Annotated in this window: 17 protein-coding genes; 9 read left to right on the top strand and 8 right to left on the bottom strand. The window is 67.3% G+C overall.

All coding sequences use genetic code 11. From position 1 onward, the window contains the following. Positions 1-484: 484 nt before the first annotated feature. Positions 485-1,066 (top strand): hypothetical protein, encoded by a 582-nt coding sequence (locus OG474_RS00225; RefSeq protein WP_405060088.1) that lies wholly within the window; start codon positions 485-487, stop codon positions 1,064-1,066. Next, positions 1,059-1,643, top strand: coding sequence for a hypothetical protein (locus OG474_RS00220; protein WP_405060087.1), 585 nt, complete (start codon positions 1,059-1,061; stop codon positions 1,641-1,643). Before OG474_RS00225 ends, OG474_RS00220 begins: the two co-directional genes overlap by 8 nt. Here the strand turns inward: OG474_RS00220 and OG474_RS00215 are convergent. Then, positions 1,629-2,060 carry a YybH family protein gene (locus tag OG474_RS00215; RefSeq protein WP_405060086.1) on the bottom strand — a complete coding sequence of 144 codons (432 nt, stop codon included), beginning with the start codon at positions 2,058-2,060 and terminating at the stop codon, positions 1,629-1,631. The two genes, OG474_RS00220 and OG474_RS00215, sit on opposite strands and share 15 nt — an antisense overlap. A 54-nt stretch (positions 2,061-2,114) precedes the next feature. Then, positions 2,115-4,676: an ATP-binding protein gene (locus OG474_RS00210; protein WP_405060085.1), complete on the bottom strand. Its 2,562-nt coding sequence runs from the start codon at positions 4,674-4,676 to the stop codon at positions 2,115-2,117. 141 nt (positions 4,677-4,817) lie between these two features. Between OG474_RS00210 and OG474_RS00205 the strand changes: the two genes are divergently transcribed. Continuing rightward, positions 4,818-5,873 carry a hypothetical protein gene (locus tag OG474_RS00205; RefSeq protein WP_405060084.1) on the top strand — a complete coding sequence of 352 codons (1,056 nt, stop codon included), beginning with the start codon at positions 4,818-4,820 and terminating at the stop codon, positions 5,871-5,873. A 178-nt stretch (positions 5,874-6,051) separates the two neighbouring features. After that, entirely contained in the window at positions 6,052-6,621 is a 570-nt protein-coding gene (locus tag OG474_RS00200) for a GNAT family N-acetyltransferase (protein WP_405060083.1), read from the top strand. 4 nt (positions 6,622-6,625) lie between these two features. Here OG474_RS00200 and OG474_RS00195 read toward each other — a convergent pair whose 3' ends face one another. Then, positions 6,626-7,327, bottom strand: coding sequence for a hypothetical protein (locus tag OG474_RS00195; RefSeq protein WP_405060082.1), 702 nt, complete (start codon positions 7,325-7,327; stop codon positions 6,626-6,628). Positions 7,328-7,519: 192 nt separating this feature from the next. On the opposite strand from OG474_RS00195, the gene OG474_RS00190 reads away from it, so the two are divergent. The 5 genes from OG474_RS00190 (at position 7,520) to OG474_RS00170 (ending at position 14,511) form a co-directional block, all read left to right on the top strand. Next, on the top strand, positions 7,520-7,780 hold the full coding sequence (locus OG474_RS00190; protein WP_405060081.1) for a hypothetical protein: 261 nt from the start codon (positions 7,520-7,522) through the stop codon (positions 7,778-7,780). A 111-nt stretch (positions 7,781-7,891) separates the two neighbouring features. Beyond that, positions 7,892-8,482, top strand: coding sequence for an RNA polymerase sigma factor (locus OG474_RS00185; RefSeq protein ID WP_405060080.1), 591 nt, complete (start codon positions 7,892-7,894; stop codon positions 8,480-8,482). A gap of 73 nt (positions 8,483-8,555) precedes the next feature. Next, positions 8,556-11,105 carry an ATP-binding protein gene (locus OG474_RS00180; protein WP_405060079.1) on the top strand — a complete coding sequence of 850 codons (2,550 nt, stop codon included), beginning with the start codon at positions 8,556-8,558 and terminating at the stop codon, positions 11,103-11,105. Positions 11,106-11,170: 65 nt separating this feature from the next. After that, the gene (locus OG474_RS00175; protein ID WP_405060078.1) at positions 11,171-12,742 is read left to right on the top strand and encodes an IS1182 family transposase; all 1,572 of its coding nucleotides are present in this window, start codon (positions 11,171-11,173) and stop codon (positions 12,740-12,742) included. 401 nt (positions 12,743-13,143) lie between these two features. Further along, entirely contained in the window at positions 13,144-14,511 is a 1,368-nt protein-coding gene (locus OG474_RS00170; protein WP_405060077.1) for an FAD-binding oxidoreductase, read from the top strand. Between the two features lie 32 nt (positions 14,512-14,543). On the opposite strand, the gene OG474_RS00165 is transcribed toward OG474_RS00170, so the two are convergent. From OG474_RS00165 to OG474_RS00145, 5 genes are all read right to left on the bottom strand, one after another. Beyond that, complete coding sequence (locus tag OG474_RS00165) at positions 14,544-15,245, bottom strand: VOC family protein (protein ID WP_405060076.1); 702 nt, start codon at positions 15,243-15,245, stop codon at positions 14,544-14,546. Positions 15,246-15,329: 84 nt separating this feature from the next. Then, on the bottom strand, positions 15,330-16,133 hold the full coding sequence (locus tag OG474_RS00160) for an ABC transporter permease (protein ID WP_405060075.1): 804 nt from the start codon (positions 16,131-16,133) through the stop codon (positions 15,330-15,332). Then, positions 16,126-16,908: an ABC transporter permease gene (locus OG474_RS00155; protein WP_405060074.1), complete on the bottom strand. Its 783-nt coding sequence runs from the start codon at positions 16,906-16,908 to the stop codon at positions 16,126-16,128. Before OG474_RS00155 ends, OG474_RS00160 begins: the two co-directional genes overlap by 8 nt. A 26-nt stretch (positions 16,909-16,934) precedes the next feature. Beyond that, a complete protein-coding gene (locus OG474_RS00150; RefSeq protein ID WP_405064526.1) occupies positions 16,935-17,915 on the bottom strand; it encodes an ATP-binding cassette domain-containing protein in 981 nt (326 codons plus the stop codon). Between the two features lie 172 nt (positions 17,916-18,087). Beyond that, the gene (locus tag OG474_RS00145; protein WP_405060073.1) at positions 18,088-19,515 is read right to left on the bottom strand and encodes a M4 family metallopeptidase; all 1,428 of its coding nucleotides are present in this window, start codon (positions 19,513-19,515) and stop codon (positions 18,088-18,090) included. Between the last annotated feature and the right edge of the window lie 131 nt (positions 19,516-19,646).

The raw sequence follows: 19,646 nt of genomic DNA, 5'->3' as shown, positions 1-19,646 counted from the left end.
GGGCTGATGGGCTTTGGTGGCGGTCCGGTGGGGAGGGCGGGTGACCGCGTTCTCCGTTGCCTGGGGCTGATGGGCTCTGGTTGCGGGTTGGTGGGGAGCCTGGTGACCGCGTTTCCGTTGCGTGGGCTTGACGGGCCTGGTTGCTGCTCGGGAAGGAGCGCCGAGTGGCAGCTGGGCGGCGGGGCCGGCGGCCACGGGTGAACGCTGCCTAGGGCTGACGGGACTTGGTTGCGGCCTTCGAAGAGGACGGCGGTCGTGTTTGCGCTGGCTGGGCTGATGGGTTTGTTGCTGTCTGGGGCGGGGGTGTCGCAGGGAGCTCTCAGTTGGCGTTGGGTGCTTCAGGTATGCGGCGGGTCCGGTGTCGGGGCTGAGGGCCACGAGGGTTCAGAGGAGGGGCCCAGGTTGTGCGCCGGACATCACGCTGCTCGGCGAACCGGGTGGGAGCGGCTCGCCGTACTGGGGGGTGAACCGGAGGAGGTGGGTGATGGGGTGGAGCAGGGTTGGGTTTGTTGTTGGGCAGTTGGGGGTTTGGGCCGGGGTGGTGGGGGTTGTGGTGGGGGGATTGATCCTGGTTTATCCGGCTGCGGTGGCTGAGGGGGTGTACAGCTATCCGTTTGGGGCGGGGGCGTTTGCGGGGGTGCAGGTGGTGCTCATGGTGCGGGATTTTGTGTTGGCGTTGGTGTTGTTGGGTGTGGGGCTTTCGGGGGCCGTTGGGAGGTCGCGGGCGGGTTGGGTCGGCGTGGTGGGGAGTGGGCTGGCGATGGTGGGGCTGGCTGTGCTGGAGGTTGCTTCGGTGGTTGCTCGGACCCGGTTCGGTGGGGTGTACGGCGTGCTGTCGTTGATGGTGGGGGTGTCTGCGATCGTCGGCGGGGTTGCTGTGGTGCGGGCGCGAGTGTGGGGTGGGTGGCAGCGGTTCTTGTTGCTGGGCGTCGGCGTTTACGTGTTTGTTCCGATGACGCCGGGCATTCTGGCCGGGCCGGTAGGCGAGCAGTTGGCGATCGCGGGGTGGATGGTTGTCTTCGCCGTCCTGGGCGGGGTTGTCGCCGCGCGGAGTCGACATGCCTGAGGACGCTAGGAGGGCCCGCACGTTGGTTGCTGTCGGCGCGCTTCTGGGCGTGGCCTGGACGGCGGCGTTGCGGGCGTTCATGATCCAGCTGGTCGGGGCTGCGGAGTCGCGGTTTACCTGGTACGGCACCTTTGTCGGCATTCTGCTTCCGGGGGCGATCGTCGGCGGCCTGCTCGCGTGGTCGGAGTACCGGCGCCGGATCGGGTTGGAGCGGCGGCGGCTCTTGGTGTGCGCGCCACTGATCTTCGGTGTGACTCCTTTGACGATTCCAGGTGCCGTCGGGCATCTGTTGAAGACGGGGGAGGGGAGCGCCTCGTTCATGATGACCGCGCTGGCAATGCTGGCCGGCTATTCGCTGACCAACCGATCTCCGCTCGGCGTCAGGATTCCCTGTGCGGTCGTCGGATTCGCTCTCGTGCCGGGAATGCTGATCGGGTACGCCGTCGTACCGGCTCTGGAGCCCGGCGCGGTTCTCGACCCACAGCGGAGCTGGACGGCGGTGCTGTTCTGCAGCCTCTTCGTCCTGCTCGCCATCGCGTGCGCAGTCCCGCACAGGAGAGCATCAGCCGCGAGCTAGTTGGGCTGCTTGCTCGTGGCTGATGGGGCGGACGAGGGGGTCGGCGTGGCGGTGGACGAGTTGCCAGTCGTCGCCGACGCGGCGGAAGACGACGGTGACGCGCAATGACCAGTCTTGGTCTGGGAGGCCGCCTACCTCGCCGTGTTGCCGTTCGATCAGCGCCAGTACGACGAGGTCGCCGGAGGCGTAGGAGCCGGTCAGCTCGACCTGAGCCTCGCCGGCAGTGAAGTACTCCTCAAGGGCCTTCACCGTTGCGTCGGAGGCGTCGAAACCGTGCCGGGTCCCGCCACCCGAGGGCGCCATCAACGTGTAGTCGTCCGAGTGCTTGATGAGCTCGAGATAGCCTCGGACGTCGCCGCTGATCAAGCGGCCAGCGGCATCGTTCGAGCGGTTTACCAGTCCGGCGATGTGAGACATTGCTCCTCCAGTGTGCGAGTCGCCTTCCGGTACGTGTCCTCGTGGCCGATCGGTTCAGGGGTTGGGGCCTCGGGTGTGCAGCATGGTGGCGGCTTCGCGGCGGTTGGTTGCGCCTAGTTTGGTCAGGATTGCTGCGACGTGGTGGTCGACGGTGCGGACGGAGAGCACCAGGCGGTCCGCGATCTCGGCGTTGGTGATGCCTTCGGCGAGCAGGGCGAGTACTTCGGTCTGGCGGCGGGTGAGCCCTGATCCGGATTCGGTTTGCAGCGTCGCCCGACTCGGAATTCCCCGTACGCCGGTCGCCCGGAGCTCACGCCGTACCAGATCGGCTGCCGGTGTCGCGCCGAGCTGTTCCAGCAGGCTGAGGCCGTGGAGCATCGACTCCTTGTCGCCTGAGCCGGCGAGCTCCAGCGCCTCCTCGTAGGTGTCGCCGGCTTCGTGCCAGTACGCCGCGGCCGCCCGCCAATCGCCGTTGAGGGCGAGCTCGAAGCCGTTGCCGTCGGCATGGTTGCTCACGGCATCGATGCCGTTGCGCGCCAGGTAGCGGCGAAGCTCGCTGAACAGTGGGCCGGCGGCGACGGGGAAGGTGGTGGTCAGCTTCTGATGGATCATGTCCGCGATGTCGGGGCGCTGGTTGAGCCAGGACCACTCCAGGTAGGCGGTGGCGGCGTGGACGAAGCCGCCCGGTGTCGGTGCGGCGGCGACCCGGTTCCAGGCCGCGCTCAGGATGGGCTCGGCCTCCTTGGAACCTTGGCGGGCGAGGAGGCGGCCGAGCACCGGGTAGCAGTACGGGAGCAGCAGGACTGGGTCGTGGTAGGTCTCCATCAGGCGCCGGAGGCGCTGTTCGGCCTGTTCCCATTTGTTCTGGCGAAGGTGAAGCAATGACTGCACCACTTCGAAGCCGAAGAGGTGCGACCAGTAGCCGTGTTCGTCGGCGGTCTCGGTTGCGCTGCTCAGGCATTCGGTTAGCGCGGGCCAGTAGTGGTGGAAGTACAGCATCTCGGCGAGTACTTGGTGCGAGCGGCTGGCGGCCTCTGGCTCGTTGTGGGCCAGGGCATTCACGCGGCTCTCCGCGAGGTCGTCCAGGCCGGTGTGGTCCCCGAGGAGGCAGCGTGCGACGCCGAGGTAGCCAAGCCCCATGCTGACCGCCCGGGGGAGGCCTGCGGCTTGCGATAGGTCGCGGGCTCGCTCGATCGCCGGGATTCCCTCGGCGAGCTGTCCGGACATGACCAGCAGGACCGCTTGGTGCGTCGCGATTGTTGCGTCGGCGACATTTGATCCCAGTGTCTGCGCGATGTCGGCCGCTCGGTTGAGTGCGTCCCGGGCCGGTGGGAATTCGCCTGCGTCGGTCAGCCAGCGGCTTTGCCGGAGCAGGGACTGGACCAGACGGAGTGGTTCACCGGCCTTCGCCCGGAGGTTGACAGCCTCCTGCCCGACCTCGACAGCTTCTGAGTGCCGACCCGCCGTCAGGAACTCCCAGGCGCAGTCCTCGTACAGCGCGGCTCGCTCCTCGAACCCGAGTCGCCCTGCGTGCCGCAGTACGGTCCGGTAAGTACGCAAGGCCTCTCGGTGTGAGCCCGCACTCGTCGCCGACCGCGCGAGGCGGGGGCCGTAGACCAGCAGTGTGTCGACGTCGCCGGCGTGTACGGCGTGATGGACGAGCGAGGAGATGGCCGGCGTGGGAGTTTCTTGCAGGCAACTGAGGACAGCTCGGTGCAGGGCGCGGCGGCGGGTGTGCGGGATCGCGTCCTCGATCGCTCGTCGGGCGATCTCGTGGCGGAATCCGATCTGGTTGCCAGCAGCAATCAGTACGCCGCACTGGTCCGCTTCGACCAGTGCTTCGTGGTCGGGGACCAGGCGCTCGGCGAAGGCGAAGTCGACCTTCTCCGGTACGACGGCGAGGCGTTCGACCGCGTCGACGGCCGCTGCGCTGAGAGGCGTCAGCCGGGCGAGGACGGCGTCGACCACTGTGGCCGAGATGGTGCCAGGGTCGGAGATCAGTTCGGTGATGAAGAAGGGGTTGCCGGTTGTCAGTTCGAGCAGCTCGGTGGCATTCCAGTCTGATCCAGCGACCAGCTGCTCGATCGACCGCAACGACAGGGGTTCCAGTGCGATCCGGTGCACCGTGGCCGCCGTCAGGGCGGCGAGCAGGCGGCGGAGCGGGTGCAGCGCATCGACGGTGTCGTCGCGGTAGGACAGTACGACCAGCGCCCGGAGCTGTTGCATCCGGCGGGCGAAGTACCGGAGTGCGTCGAAGGTCGCGTCGTCGCCCCAGTGGATGTCCTCGATGATCAGTACAGTCGGAGTCGCCTGATCGAACTCGGTCAGCAGTGCGGTCAGTACTTCGTCGATCGTGCCGCTGGTCAGCGCCTGCTCGGCCGTCGTTCCCCGGAAGGCGTCGCGCAGCGGGCCGAGCGCCGAGGGCGCGAAGAGGTCGTCGCAGGCGCCGGTCAGTACGCGGGCCGTCGTACCGATCCGATCAGTGAAGTCTTTGAGCAGACTGGACTTGCCGATCCCGGCCTCACCGGTCACCAGTGCCACCGAACCGGCGCCATCGGCGGCAGCCGTCAGGGCAGCCTCGAGCCGTGCAGCGTGGCTCGCGCGCTCAAGCAACACCGGCCGACCCCCTCTCCGATAGGCATCAGCGAGTCTAATCAGATCGCGATGGCTTCGGCGGACAATTCTGCGGCCCGAGAATCAGGAGAACCGATGCGGTCCCGGGCTTCGTAGTGATGAGTTCGAGACGAGGAGTCGGGGATGATTGACCTGCAGGTGTTCGCGAAGCTCCGGCACATGTTTGGGCATGGGCATCTGAGCGACGTCGGGTACGACGCCAACTCGCCGACGACGGCGCATCTCTATCGGTACCGGACCTCGGCGGAGTCGCACTTCGTGAAGGTCATCAACTCCTACCGGCAGTGGCCGATGATCGAGTTCATCGCGGCGGGTTTCCGCCGGCTGGCGTTGGAGACCGACCTGTGGCGCTATGAGGCCGACGTCTATCTCGGCGACCTGCGGGGTTCGCTGCCGCCCGGCTTGCGGCTGCCGGAGCTGCACGGCATCGAGGTGCTCGACGACGACCATCTTCTGCTCGTGGTCGAGGATGTGCAGACCGTCGACCTTCCTTGGGATGCCGATCGCTACGGGCACGCCGCTGAGCTCCTGGGCAGGTTGGCGGCCCGGATCACTCGCGACGACGTTCTCCCGGCGGTCGCGCTCCGTTCGCCGGGGAAATTCACCCCGATGATGTACGAGGGCTTGGTCCAGCAGTTCTTTGTGCCGGCCATCCTCGACGAGACCGTGTGGACGCACCCGTTGATCATCGGCAATGCCGAGCTCAACGACGATCTGCGGAAACTCGTCGACAGGATCCCTGCTCTGCTTGACGATCTTGCCCGGCGCCCGCAGCTGATGGGGCACGGTGACGCCTGCCCGCAGAATCTCCTGATCGATGCTCCGGACAGTTTCGTCGGGATCGACTGGACCCCGGGAGGTCTGGTCGCGGCCGGCGATGATCTCGGTCAGCTACTGATCGGCCGGGCGCAGGCGGGGGAACTCGATGTGGCCGGGATCGCCAACCTGCGCGAGCTGGTGATCGGCCGGTACCACGCGGGCCTGGTCGCCGAAGGACGCTCCGATATCACCGCGGACGACGTACGGGCCGGGATGGACGGAGCACTGGTGATCCGGAGCGCGTTCCTGTCGCTCCCAGTCGGTCGGCTCGCCGAGCCGGTGACGCCTGAGCTGGCGCAGTTCGTGACCGACCGGATCGCATTGACCCGCTACTTGGTCGGGCTGGGAACGTCCGCCTAACCGCCAAGAGCGTGCCCTTCACCGACCGGTCGAGTGACGCCGGAGACTTGGTAAGCATCTAGCAGCTACGGGCGGACGGGCCCGATCGGATGCAAGATAGGTAGTCGGTACCGATGCGAGCCGGGGTTCGGCCGGCTGATCATGAGGTGTTCCTCACGAGTCGATTGCTGGAGTTTCGATGAACGGCGACACCAACGAGCGGCGGCACCTCGAGCTGGCGGCTCCGCTGACTATCCGGCCGGCCACGATGGTCGATGTCGAGGCCTTGCGGCGGCTGGCAGAGCGTTCTGTCTATGCCCTGCTCGCCGCGCACTACAGCCCCGAACAGCTCGCTGCCGGACAGGACGCGAAGTTCTACTGGGTCGAGCCGGAGTTGATCGAAGACGGCACCTACTACGTCCTGGAGATCGACCAACAGCTCGTGGCCTGCAGCGGCTGGAGCCACCGCGGGACCTTCCACCCGCCGGGGACCTCCGACAACCACGAGCACACGGTCGACAGCGAGACCGCCACGATGCGGGCGACCTACGTCGATCCGCGCTACGGGCGGCGAGGGTTCGCGACCCTGCTGGCCCGCGTCACCGAACTCGCCGCGACAAACGCCGGCTACCGCACGTTCGAAGCGATGTGTACGCCGCCCAGCGAGGCCATGCGCCGGTCCCTCGGCTACGAGGTCGTCAACCGCATCCAGACTCCCGTCCTGGATGACGTCACGTGGGCAGCAGCCCTGATGCGGAAGACGATCTGACGGCTCAGCGACCGCGGAGAAGCCGCACGCCGATCACTCCGAAGGCGACCACGAGGAACGCTCCGCCGACGACCTCGGGGTATTCGTTGCCGAGGACAAACAACCCGAGGATGTGCAACGGCGGCCAGGACATCACTCCGGCCGCGGCGAGCACGGGCACCGTCCGGCTGCGCAGGAGAGCCAGTCCGAGCAGGAAGATGCCGACCAGGTTGCCCAGGATGAACAGCGGAAACACCCAAGCGAAGGCTGGGTCACCACCCTGGCTGTCGTCGATGACCGCCGCGAAGTCCGCCGTCGGCCCGCCGTACTTCGCCATACTGAGCGCGATCAGGCCCGCCAGGTTCACGCCGAAGTAGCAGATGTAGCCGCCTGCTGCCAGAGTCCCCCCGATGAACCCCAGCTTCGCCGACCGCCCGGACCCGATCACCCGGATCGCTGCCAAGACCGCTGGCACCATCAGCAGGGAGCCCAGCGCCGCCGCGAGTGTGGCGAAGCGGGTGGCGGTCGGATGCGCGACAATCAGCGCGAGTGTCTCCGCACCGGTCGCATCGCTGCCGCCATCCTTCGTGGCGTACGCATAGAGCGCATTGGCGATCAGGAGGCCGACCGGGCCGGTGAATGCGCCGGCCGCGAGTCCTCTGCGCCTGAGGCGGTCCGCGCGTTCCGCCGATGAAGTCAGTCGGTTGGTGTCGACCGAGGTTGCCATGGGACGTCCCGTTCTGTGTCCGCCGGGCGGAAGTGCCCGAACAGAAGCGGTACGGCGAGGGTCGGTCCGTCGGTTCCTTGCGCTACCTGAGGCCGAGGGGTGAGCGAACCGTTCCCGTCCGCAACGTCGTACTGACGGGGTATGCACCACGTAGCGGGCACGGGCGAGACCGAGAAGGCAGGGCGAACACCGATGGCTGAAGGCCTGGAACTGGCAGTCGTCGACAGCCTGCTGCGGAGGAGCGAGGTCTGGGCCGAGCCTCCCGAGGGGCTGGAGCAGCGCATCCGCGCCGGCCTGTCTACGCGCCCGGAATGCACGTGTCCCGACTGCGGCGGGCCCGCGCGGATCGCCGACCGCTTCATCCTGTACCGCGAAAGCGGTCCCGAGCTCCATCTGCGCAGTGTGTGCCGCGCCAGCCAGCACTTCGACCTGCCGGACCGCGCGGACGAGTAGGTAGTTGCCGCCGTCCACCGAATAGGCAACCGCCACCGATGTAGGTCCCGCCGGCTGCTGCGAAGTTGGTTGTACGCAAGAAGTTTCGGGGGAGCCGAAGGGGGCCTGAGCATGACAGAGGCTGAGGGGCAGGAGTTGGCGGCGGGATTCCACCGCGGCGAAGAGGTTGTCTTCGCGGAGGTCTACAAACTGTATTCGCGGGCGATGTTCGCCACCGCGATGAGCATTCTGAACAACCGTGAGCTCGCCGCGGACGCGGTCCAGCACGCGTTCACGCGAGCGTGGCAGGGCGCGGAGTCGTTCGACCCGAGCCGCGAGATCAAAGCTTGGCTGTACGCGATCACGAGGCGATCGGCAGTCGATGTCTACCGGCGTGAACGGAAGTCGCTGCAGTCGTTGACGCTGGACGGCGACCTGTACTTCGGTCGGGCGATCGCCGTCGAAGGTCCGTCGTTGGAGGCAGCCTGGGAGGCCTGGCGGGTGCGTGAAGCGCTGGACGAGCTGAGCCCCGACGAGCGGCAGGTCCTGGAGCTCGCCCACTTCCACGGCTACTCGCAGAGCGCGATCGCCGAACACCTGGGCGTCGCGCTCGGAACGGTCAAGAGCCGCACCTGGCGAGCCCACCGGAAGCTGACTCTCCTCCTCCGCGACGTCCGTGATCCCGCTCCAGCCGAAGACAGCGCGTTGAGCAAGTCTGCCTGACAAAGCTCCCCGCCGTCGGCGACGGTTACCCATATCGTGTCTCCTGGGACCGTACCGACGGGGGAGCACGAAGATGGTCGATGGCCGGGTCGATGGGCTGGTTGAGCGCGCGGCGGCGCTCGACACGCTCGCTGAGGCCGTGGCGGCAGTCCGTGATGGCGGCGGTGCGGGCGTCGTACTGTCCGGTGAGGCGGGGATCGGCAAGAGCAGCCTGGTCCGGTCCTTTCTGTCGCGGCTGGGCGAGGACACGACCGCGTTCGTGGGGTTGTGCGACGACCTGTCCACGGCGAAACCGCTGGGGCCTTTCCGCGATGCGTTTCGTGGCACCGGGATCGCGGAGGTGCTGACCTCGGCCGGGCCGCACGAGGTGTTCACGGCTGTCGTCGACGAGCTGTCCCGGGCCGAGAAGTCAGTTCTGGTTCTCGAGGATGTCCATTGGGCCGACGACGGCAGCATCGACCTGCTCCACTACCTGGTACGTCGCCTCGACCGGTTGCCGCTGTTGATCGTGATGACCTTCCGCACCGAGGCGCTCGAGACCAGAAGCACTCTGCGACGTGTCCTCGCATCGGTCAGCTCGCCAAGGTGGCAACGCCTCGAGCTGGGGCCACTGTCCGAGACCGGCATCGCCGATCTGGCCGGACCGCAGTGGTCTGCCCACGAGCTGCTGGCACTGACCGGTGGGAACCCGTTCTACCTGACCGAGGTCCTCGCCGGCCCGCGTCACGGCGTACCGGCTTCTGTGCAGGACGCCATCTTCGCTCGGGTCAACGAACTGGGGGAGCAGGCGGTCGCGACGCTGGAGCAGTTGTCGGTGATCCCGACCGCGATCCCGATCAGCCTGGCGGAGACCTTGGCGGCGGGGGACGGGGATGCGGTCGTCGCTGCTGAGGCTGCGGGCATTCTGGAGGTTCACGGTGCTGAGCCTGCGACGATCACGTTCCGGCACGAGTTGGCCCGAAGGGCGGTAGCGAGCGGCGTACCTCCGATCCGGCGGCGGCAGCTGAACCGGAATGTCCTGGAGGCGATGGTGGCGGAGGGCGACACCGTGGACCTCGGCTCGCTCGCCCATCACGCTGTCGAATCGGGCGACATCGAGAGCATCGTGCGCTTCGTGCCGGCGGCCGGGCACGAGGCTGCTCGGACCGGGGCGAATCGCGAGGCTCTCAAGCACTTCGAGACCGCCATTCGCTACGAGGCCGAGACGCCGGATGCCGAACTCACCGACCTCCTCGCTGCCTACAGCTGGCAGTTGCATCTGGCCGGGCGACACGATGAGGCCATCCCGCAAGGCATCGCCGCGGTGGAACGCCGGGCGGTGGCGGACGATCGGGGTGCGCTCACCGACGCGCTGTTGGGGCTGTCGCGGACCTACTACGTCGCAGGCGACATCGATGCGGCCAGTGCGATGGCGGATCGGGCCGTGAGCGCCGCCGCGGGAACCGGGGCGGAGGCCGCCGCGGCCACCTCGCAAGGCGTGATGACCGCGCTCCGGGTCGAGTCGGCCCAGGCGATCAGCCAACTGGAGGCCGCGCTCGAGCTGTCCCGGCAGGCCGGGCGGCCCGACCTCGTCGCCCTGTGCTTGAACTATCTGGGGATGGCGCACTGCGATCTGGGGGACGAGCAGGGGCTCGATCTGATGCGGACGAGCCTGGAGACCGCCCGCCGCGGGAACGATCGCGAGGTGGTTGCCCGCTCGTACTTCAACCTCAGCCACATGCTGCTCAGGTTCCATCGGTGGAACGAGATGGAGACGATCGCGAAGGCGGGCCTGGCCTTCAGCGAAGAGTGGAACCTGCTGACAGCCGCCCAGAATCTCGCGATGCACATGGGGGTGCTCGCGACTCATCGCGGTGATTGGGCGGAGGCGGAAAGACGGTTCGTCGCCTTGGCGCCGGAGGTGCCGGACACCAGCCGCCGCGCCACGCATCTGGCGACCTTCTACGGCCAGTTGCTCGCACGACAGGGGCATCCAGATGCCGAGGAGCTGTTGAATCGAGCGTGGGCCGCGGCTTCGGGGGAGGCGGCCGAACCGACCGCCGTACTGGCTGGGCTGGCGCTGCTCGACTGGTGCTGGCTGCATGGCCGGGCCGACCCGGGTGAGGTGATTCGGACCACGCTGCTTGGTAGCGAGCGAAGCGTCGCCCGCAGCGGTCCGTTGCGGGAGCAGTTGGACCGCGCGCTGCAACGGACGAGCCAGGGGACGTTCGAGGACTGGCGGGCGGCGGCTGCGCGATGGGAGGAGCTTGGCGCGCCTTACGAACAGGCGGTCGAGCTGGCTGGATCCGGCGAGGTGGAGCCGACCGTCGAGGCCCTCCGGATCTTCCGGGCGTTGGGTGCGCGACCTGCGGTCGACCTGGTGAAGAAGCGCCTTCGGGCCCTCGGAGTTTCCCCCGAACGAGCCGGCCACCGGCCGAACCAGGCTGGTCTGACCGCACGCCAACTGAAGGTGATGCGGATGATCGCCGACGGGATGACCAACGCCGAGATCGCCGACGAGTTGGCGCTCTCCGTCCGGACCGTCGAGCACCACACCGCGGCGATCCTCAGAAAGCTCGACCTGGAAACCCGGCGCGGAGTGCGCGCCCGCGCTCGTGAACTAGGCCTCCTCGAAGGCGCCTAGGAGGCCGCTGAATAATCGGTGTGTCCCTGCCGGGTGTGTGGGTTGGTCGCGGGGACGATTGTGGGGTGCAGGGTGTTGAGCGGGTTGATCGGGAGTTGTTGGATGCGCGGGCGCTGGTCGGTCATCTGGTGCCTGAGGGGAGCATGTTCGCGTTCTTGGCTGAGCATCGGCGAGAGCTGTTCGCTGACAGTGATTTCGATGATCTGTTCGGGTCGGGTAAGGGACGGCCGTCGATCCCGGCGTCGGTGATGGCGTCGGTGATGGTGCTGCAGACGTTGCACGACTATTCGGATCGGGAGACCGCGGAGGCGGCGCGGTGTGATCTGCGGTGGAAGGTCGCGACCGGGATGGCGTTGGACGCGAAGGGTTTCGACGCTTCGACGTTGGTGTATTGGCGGCGGCGGTTGGCGAAGTCGGATCGGCCGTATCGGATCAATGACGCGGTCCGCAAGCTGGTTGCGGTGACCGGAGTGTTGCGGGGCCGGTCGAAGCGGGCGGTGGATTCCACGATCCTTGACGACGCGGTGGCCACTCAGGACACGATCACTCAGCTGGTCTCGGTGATTCGCCGGGTCGGTCGGCAGGTGCCTGGCGCTATGGAGCAGATCGCGGCGGTGTGCACCGGCCACGACTATTCCCAGCCGGGCAAGCCGGTGATCGACTGGGACGACCGTGACGCGCGGCAGGCGCTGGTATCGGCGCTGGTCAACGACGCGAACGCGCTGATCGATGCCCTGGCCGGCACGAAGCTGGACGACGACGCCGAGGACGTGGTGGCGTTGCTGGCATTGATCGCCGGCCAAGACGTGGAACCGGCCGACGGCAGCGACGGCACCGACGGGCGGTGGCGGATCGCGCGGCGGACCGCGCCCGAGCGGGTGATCTCCACGGTCGATCCCGAGGCCCGCCATACCCGCAAGTCGCCACGTAACACCCGCGATGGGTATCGCGCGCACGTGGCCGCCGAGCCGGAGACCGCGATCATCACCGACGAGGCCCTCACCCAGGCAGCCGGGCCCGACAACAGCGACGCTGCCGTGGCCGCCGACTTCCTGGCCGCCGAGACCGAACCCCGCCAGTGGTACGGCGATTCCGCTTATGGCGCAGGGGATCTGCGGGCCGCCATCGCCGAGTCCGGACATGGCGCGGTAATCAAACCCGGCCCGGTGAAGGCCCCGGTCGAAGGCGGTTTCACCATCGATGATTTCACCGTGGACGAAGCGGCCGGCCAGGCCCAGTGCCCGGCCGGGCACACCCGGACGATCACCAAGACACGCGCCGTGGTCTTCGGCGTGCTGTGTCGCGACTGCCCGCTGCGGACCCACTGCACCACGGCCAAGAACGGCCGTATCCTCCAACTCCACAACCACGACGCGCTGCTACGCCAAGCCCGCCGCGACTGGTCCAACGACCCGGACCTGCGCCAGAACTACCGCACCAACCGGCCCAACGTGGAACGAGCCATCTCCCAGATCGCCAGCCACGGCGGACGCCGCGTCAAACTCCGCTACCGCGGCACCACCAAGAACAACGCCTGGCTCAAACACCGCACCGCCGCCCTCAACCTACGCAACCTCATCGGCCGAGGACTCACCCGCACGACAGGACTCTGGGTCCTGACCGCCCAGACCACCTGACAAAGGCCACCAGCGAGGCTTCCGATCGGCGTCAGCGCCCACCACGAGCCACCCCACCGGCCCCAGACACCTTCTCACCGACCGGACCGCTCTGCCACGCCTCGCCCCAGACTTCGAACTGCGCCTGCCCACCAATCTCCGCGCTCAGACCCACACAGCAACCAATCCCAAAACCGCCCTAATTCAGCAGCCTCCTAGAAACAGGCGAACCATCCCGGGCGGGATCGCCGTACTGCCTCCATGACTGGAGATGCAGGCAGCGATCCGCCAAGCCCTGAGACAGGACACCAGCATCGGTGGATGGCTGCGTCCTGGCATCGGGTCAGTGAAGGTTTCGTCATCTATCTGCGGTGTGACTGCGGTGCGCGACGAATCAGCGAACTACCAACGGAGCAACACGTATGAAGCATGTCGAGGATGGAAGCCTGGTCGCCGGGCTGCGCGAGTTGGTCAGGGGCCGCGTGATCGGTCCGGAGGACGAGAGCTGGGACGCCGAACGGGCGGCCTGGCATCTGCTGGCGGATCAGCGCCCGGTTGCGGTGGTCCACGTGGCCGATGCGGATGACATCGGGGTGGCGGTCCGGTTTGCCGGGCAGCATGGGGTCGGCGTCAGCGCGCAGCCGACCGGGCATGGGGCCACTCCGGCCACGGACGGGGCGATCCTGCTTCGGATGGGAGCCTTGACCGGGCTTTCGGTTGATCTCGCTGCGGGGACTGCACGCGTCGAAGCCGGAGCCCGGTGGCGAGATCTGAATCAGGCGCTGAACGGTTCCGGGATGAGCAGCCTCCCCGGCAGCAACGGGGATACCACCGTGGTCGGCTACACGCTGGGTGGCGGACTCGGTTGGTTCGGACGCAAGTACGGGCAGGCCGCGAATCTGGTGCGGTCTTTCGAGATCGTCGACGCCGACGGTGAGCCGCGACGGGTGACGGCGGAGTCCGATGCCGACCTGTTCTGGGCGCTGCGCGGTGGTGGCGGCGACTTCGCGATCGTGGTCGCGATGGAGCTGGCCTTGGTACCGGCGCCCGAGATCTTCGGCGGGCGGACGATGTGGCCGATTCAGCACGCGAAGGAACTGCTGCGGACGTTCGCGGAGGTCACCACGACAGTTCCGGACGAGCTGACGCTGTGGATCTGGCTCCTGAACTTCCCGGACGTCCCGTTCGTTCCGGAGGCGATGCGCGGTCAGTGGGCGGTCGCGCTGGACGCCGTCTTCCTCGGCCCCGAGGACGAGGCCCGCAAGCTGCTGGCCCCCTTCGAGGCGGTCGCGGCTCCGCTGATGAGCGGTACGGCGATGATCCCGTTGCGCGAGATCGGGCTGATCGCGCAGGAGCCGGAGGAGCCGGTACCCGGTCTGCTGAAGACGGTGCTGCTCTCCGACTTCGATGCGGCCGCGATCGACGCGCTGCTGGACGCCGCCGTACCGGGTGAGCCGTCGCCGCTGTTCGCTTTCGAGGTACGGCACCTCGGTGGTGCGTTCGCTCGCGCGGACGTATCGCAGGGGGCAGCCGGCACGATCGACCCGCCGTACCTGTTGCTCGCCGGCGGCTTCGTGGCGGCGCCGGAGATGGGTGCGGCGGTTGAAACCGCGCTCGCTGGTCTGCACGACAAGATGAAGCCGTGGATCCGCGAGCGGATGGTCCTCAACTTCGCCACCGACGAAGAGCTCGCGTCGCTGTTCCCGTCGGGGGCGGTGGAGCGGTTGGCCGCGATCAAGCACCGGGTCGACCCCCACAACACCATCAGAAGCAACCATCCAGTTGGTTGATCGCCCGCGCATAATCCCGCTTATGTGCGGGTTCAGTCCTGCTTCACGGCGGAGGTGTCGACGCAGACGATCCCGGTGTTGCCGTCCTGGTCGGCGATCACGGTGAGCGAGGGGGCGTCGCTGTCGTCGGCGATGGTTCCGCCTGCGGCGAGGGCGGCGGCGATCCGTTGGTCGGCCGCCTCGGGTGCCACGTAGACCTCGACATGGAACCGCTGACGCGAGGTCTCGTCGGCCTCCCCGAACCACAGGTTCGGTACGCGTCCGGTGGCGTCCCGGATCTCGTCGCCGGGGGTACCGCGGCCCTGGGCGGCGGCGTCCCCGGTGAGCAGGGCGGCCCAAACTGGAGCGATGGTCGCGGAGCGCGCGGTGTCGAGGCCGAGTTCGAGGTCGCTGACCGAGGCGGGATCGGCCTTGAGCTGGTGGACGGTGGCGAGCTCGGTGATCTGTCGCGCCAGGTCGATGTCCTGCTGGGTCACCCACTCGACGACGTACTCGGTGCCTTCGTCGTCGCGGTAGATCGCATCGTCGCTGACCAGCTTGAGGTCGACGTACCCCTGGCCGATGGACACCCGCGGATGGTGGCCGAGCGCGTCGCCCGCTTCCCCGATCGCGGCAACGAAGCGGGCGCCGGCGCCGAAGCTGTCGATCAGGTAGCGAGAGTGCAGTCCCTGGGCCAGCTTGCGCCAGTCGGTCAGGTTGGCCGCTGCGATCTGGGCGCCCTTCAGCATGTCCATGGCTGGGGACCATACCCCTGGTTCAGCGTGGAGCCGAGGGTTGGCCGCTAGCTGCCATCGGCCTCCGTAGCCGCTAGATGTTGGCTAGGAGCCTGGGCTGGAGTAGTGGCGAGACTGCCGGGTGAAGAAGGCGATGCTGGCCACCAGGCAGACGACCCCTGCGGCTGGGCTCAGCCAGCCCAGCCATGCGGGAAACCACAGCGAGTCCACCCGGCCGGTGATCATGGCGGCGGGGATCCACGCGACGAACGCCAACGGGAGGGCGACCGTGAACAGGATGGATCCGAGCGTGCCGAAGATCTGCAGTGGGAAGTTGCCGTAGGTTCCGAAGACGGCGTCGATCAGGCCGGTCAGCGACTGCGTGTTCTGCAGGCGAAAGGCCAGCGCACCGCGAGCCAGCTGGAGCCCGCCCTCCAACATGCCACCGGCAGCGATCGCGATGACAAGCCACACCACGAGCAGCGGATGCCAGTCGATCGGGGCTCTGGGCAAAGCCAGCGCCAGGATCGCCGCCGCGATGATCACGTCGCCGAACTGCTGCAGATTGAAGCGTCGCGTCAGCAGTTGCAGGAACGGACTGGTCGGTCGCAACAGGTACCGGTCGAACTCGCCGGTGTGTACGACGAGGTCGACATCGATCACCCGCCGGAAGAAGAAGGCGTAGACGCTGTGGCTCGCGATCCGGATGCCGAACAGCACCATGATCTCGGCCGGACTCCAGCCGGCGATCGAGCCGAAGGCGTCCAGCAGCACTCCGATGAAGAGCAACTGCCCAGCGTTGAAGGCCAAGGCGCCGATGACGGAGATGAAGAGATTGGCCTTGTGCTCAAGCTCGGTCAGCCAGGCCACGCGCAGCAGGATGCGGAAGTCGCGGAGCAGATCAACCACCGTTGATCACCACCTTGCGCAGGGCTCGCCAAGTGACCAAGGCAACGATCGCGGCAGCGGCCGCCAACCAGCCGAGCTGGGCCGCAAGCACACCCCAGAGTCCGCCGAGCGGTGCCTCGCCCTGCCAGAGTTGGAGCGGTGCGAATACCTGCAGCCCGAAGGGCAGTGCATCAAGGATCGGGCGCAGCCACGAGGGGATGAACCAGAGTGGGACCAGGGCACCGGAGGCAAAGCTGGCGATGGCTCGGTAGACGTAGAACGAGCCGCGAGTATCTGTTGTCCAGAACGCCACCATCGAGACGGCGAGATTCAGCAACGCGGCGATCAACCAGCCGAGCGCGGCCGTGAGGACGAAACCAAGAAACGCGACGCCGCCGGCCGGCGGCGTCAGACCTCCCATGGCGAGCGCGATGGCCAGGCCGACCACAACTCCGGGAATCGCGCCGACAGTTCCGCCGACGGACTGCAGGAGGCTCTGTCCCACGACGCCGACCGGACGGATGAGGTCCGTCGCGATGGTTCCCTCGCGGACCCGGTCGGGGATCGACGACAGCTGCCACGGCAGTGCGACATGCCAAACCAGCATGGCGATCACCGCATAGCTGACCGCATCGGCCTCGCTGATACCGGCGACGGCGCCGCGCCCGGCATAGACAGCACGCCACACCGTGACGAGCAGGACGGTCTGTAAGGCGACCGACAGCATGGACAGTACGACGTTCGCCCGGAAGTACAGCGCGTTCTTGGTACCGAGCCGAATCATTGACCACGGCACGACCCAAGGAGGTCGCGGGGGCTCGGTCACCGCTCGGCCTCGGCATAGATCAGGCGAACCACGTCCTCCAGCTTGGGCTCGTTGACATGAATGTCCGCGATGGCGGTCGCCGAGGCCGCTTGCGCGATCACGGCCGCGGCGCTGGTCCGCTCCGGGTCGAAGCGAAGTGAGACCGTGCCGTCGGAGTTCTCCAGCCGGTCGGCGTGCTCCGCGCGAATCGAAGTCGTGGCCGCGCCCTCGGCCGGAGTGACCACCACCTCGCGGAAAGGCAGGTAACGGCGCTTCAGCGTGCTGAGGTCGCCGTCGTAGACGACCCGCCCACGGTCGATCAGCACGATGCGCCGGCACAGCTGCTCGATGTCGTCCATGTCGTGCGTGGTGATCATCACCGTGGTGGAGTGCACCCGGTTCTGCTCCGCGATGAAGTCCCGCAGGGCCTGTTTCGCGACCACGTCCAGACCGACCGTGGGTTCGTCCAGATAAAGCACCTGCGGGCGATGGAGCATCGCGCCCGCGAGATCACCACGCATCCGTTGTCCCAGCGACAGGGAGCGGATCGGCGTTTCCAGGAAGTCCTTGATCTGCAGGACCTCGTCGAACTCGTCGATCCGGGCGGCATAGTCCGCCGCGGAGATCCGATAGAGGTCCCGGATGGTTTCCAGCGAGACGCGCAGCGGCAGGTCGAACCAGAGCTGGGTCTTCTGCCCGAAGACGACGCCGATGTTGTGGGCGTGCTTCTTGCGATTCTCCCAAGGCACCAAACCGTCGACCCGCACGGTGCCCGAGGTCGGTACGACGATCCCGGTGAGCATCTTGATGGTCGTGGACTTGCCGGCGCCATTGGCGCCCAGGTAGCCGACCATCTCGCCGCGCTCGACGGTGAATCCCACCTGATCGACCGCACGCACAGAGCGCTTCGGAGCCCACAGCCGCCGGATACCGGCGAGTCGGCCGGTCGTCGGTTGCGGCTTGCGGAACTCCTTGATCAGTCCATCGACCTCGATCATCGGCACCTGACGAGGGTAGAGCCTGCTCTACCTCGACGCGCCAGCTGGCGGGATGTCGGCGGTGCCGGAACCTTTCTGGCGTTGAAGCCCACCGATCCCCGCCCGCTCAGTCGTCGAAACCATCCTCCGGCGGCTTGAGGCGTTGACTCCGCCGTCCCGCTGATCGGGGTGGTCAGCAGGTTTGGGTGCCGGGTGGGGTGTTGATGCCGGCGAAGGCTCGTTGGATTCCTAGGCATTGGGGGGAGCCGGCGCCGTAGAGTTCTTTGGCGCTGAGGATGGCGCCGTTGCGGGCGGCGAGGTAGTTGCTGGATGAGGTCAGCTTGGTGGCGAGGGTGCGGTACCAGACCTTTGCCACGATGTTGCGGCCGATGCCGGCGAACGTCGTACCGTTGCAGGAGGTGCTGTTGTAGGCGACGCCGTTGATGGTTTTGGGGCCGGTGCCTTCGGCGGCCAGGTAGAACCAGTGGTTCAGCGGGCCGGAGGAGTAGTGCGGGTCCAGGCCGCCGACGCCTGCGCTCCAGCAGTCGGGGCTCGAACCGTCGGAGGACGGCTTGTCCATGCGGCGGAGTGGGGCGCCGGTGCCGAAGATGTCGACCTTCTCACCGATGAGGTAGTCGCCGAGGTCGGTGGCGTTGTTCGCGTACCACTCGACCATCGTGCCGAAGATGTCCGAGGTCGATTCGTTGAGGCCGCCGGCCTCGCCGGAGTAGTTGAGGTTGGCGGTGGCTTGGGTGACGCCGTGGCTCATCTCGTGACCGGCCACGTCGAGGGAGGTGATCGGATGGACGTTGCCGGAGCCGTCGCCGTACGTCATCTGGGTGCCGTCCCAGAACGCGTTCGCGTAGTTGCTGCCGTAGTGCACGCGGGACTTGGTGCCGACGCCGTTGTTGAAGATGCCGAGCCGGCCGTGCACGAACTTGTAGTAGTCCCAGGTGACCTGCGCGCCGAAGTGCGCGTCGACCGCGGCCGTCTGCACGTTGGTGGGCAGGCCGTCGCCCCAGATGTCGTCGGCGTCGGTGAAGATCGCATTGGTACCTGCGTGCACGGTGTAGCTGTTGCCCCGGGTCGGGTCCTTCAGCAGATAGTTGGGAGCCGTGTACGACGTCCCGATCGACACCGTGCCGGCGTACATCGAATTGCCCTCGCCTGCTTTGATCTCGTCATCACTGCCCAGTACGGCGCCAGTGTTCGCGTCGGTGTAGGTGTGCAGCACGGACGGGGTCTGGTCGGGCTTCACACTGCGGGTGACCACGTCGTACGCGAGCACGGGCTTGGTCGCGGTCACGTAGACGATCAGCTCACCGGTCGCCGACTTGAGCTTCGGCTTCGTCGACGGGACCGCGACGGAACCAGCTCCCTGGTTGAAGGTGGTCTGCTCAGTTTTCCCCTTGCCACGTTGGACAATCAGGTCACCACCGACAACGCGCAACCCGTCGTACGTGCGCTCGTACCGGATGAACTCGGTGCCGTCGGGATCCCGCGCCACGTCGCGGACCTGACGGGCCTCACCTCCCGCGGGCACTCCAGCGGCCGGCATGACAGCCAGCCCCGACACCAAGAGTCCTCCCGCCGCACCCACGGCCACCAGACGTCTTCTCACAGCAGTGCTCCTCACGATTGGGACGGAATCGTGAGGAGCACTGTGACGTCTGGAGGTGGCACCTGACAAGAGCTCAGTCACACACTGCCAACATCCGACTACCGTTTGAAGTCACCGTTTGCCAGGGGGTG

This window comes from Kribbella sp. NBC_01505, from assembly GCF_045040285.1.
In the GTDB taxonomy this organism is placed as follows: Bacteria; Actinomycetota; Actinomycetes; order Propionibacteriales; family Kribbellaceae; genus Kribbella.
The sequence above is the reverse complement of the archived record's forward strand: the minus strand, read 5'-3'. Positions and strand labels throughout refer to the sequence as shown.

Coding starts and splice junctions, on each gene's coding strand:
- OG474_RS00220 (WP_405060087.1), top strand. CDS start 1,059: ATGCCTGAGGACGCTAGGAGGGCCCGCACGTTGGTTGCTGTCGGCGCG.
- OG474_RS00195 (WP_405060082.1), bottom strand. CDS start 7,327: ATGGCAACCTCGGTCGACACCAACCGACTGACTTCATCGGCGGAACGC.
- OG474_RS00190 (WP_405060081.1), top strand. CDS start 7,520: ATGGCTGAAGGCCTGGAACTGGCAGTCGTCGACAGCCTGCTGCGGAGG.
- OG474_RS00170 (WP_405060077.1), top strand. CDS start 13,144: ATGAAGCATGTCGAGGATGGAAGCCTGGTCGCCGGGCTGCGCGAGTTG.
- OG474_RS00185 (WP_405060080.1), top strand. CDS start 7,892: ATGACAGAGGCTGAGGGGCAGGAGTTGGCGGCGGGATTCCACCGCGGC.
- OG474_RS00225 (WP_405060088.1), top strand. CDS start 485: ATGGGGTGGAGCAGGGTTGGGTTTGTTGTTGGGCAGTTGGGGGTTTGG.
- OG474_RS00215 (WP_405060086.1), bottom strand. CDS start 2,060: ATGTCTCACATCGCCGGACTGGTAAACCGCTCGAACGATGCCGCTGGC.
- OG474_RS00165 (WP_405060076.1), bottom strand. CDS start 15,245: ATGGACATGCTGAAGGGCGCCCAGATCGCAGCGGCCAACCTGACCGAC.
- OG474_RS00150 (WP_405064526.1), bottom strand. CDS start 17,915: ATGATCGAGGTCGATGGACTGATCAAGGAGTTCCGCAAGCCGCAACCG.
- OG474_RS00200 (WP_405060083.1), top strand. CDS start 6,052: ATGAACGGCGACACCAACGAGCGGCGGCACCTCGAGCTGGCGGCTCCG.
- OG474_RS00205 (WP_405060084.1), top strand. CDS start 4,818: ATGATTGACCTGCAGGTGTTCGCGAAGCTCCGGCACATGTTTGGGCAT.
- OG474_RS00180 (WP_405060079.1), top strand. CDS start 8,556: ATGGTCGATGGCCGGGTCGATGGGCTGGTTGAGCGCGCGGCGGCGCTC.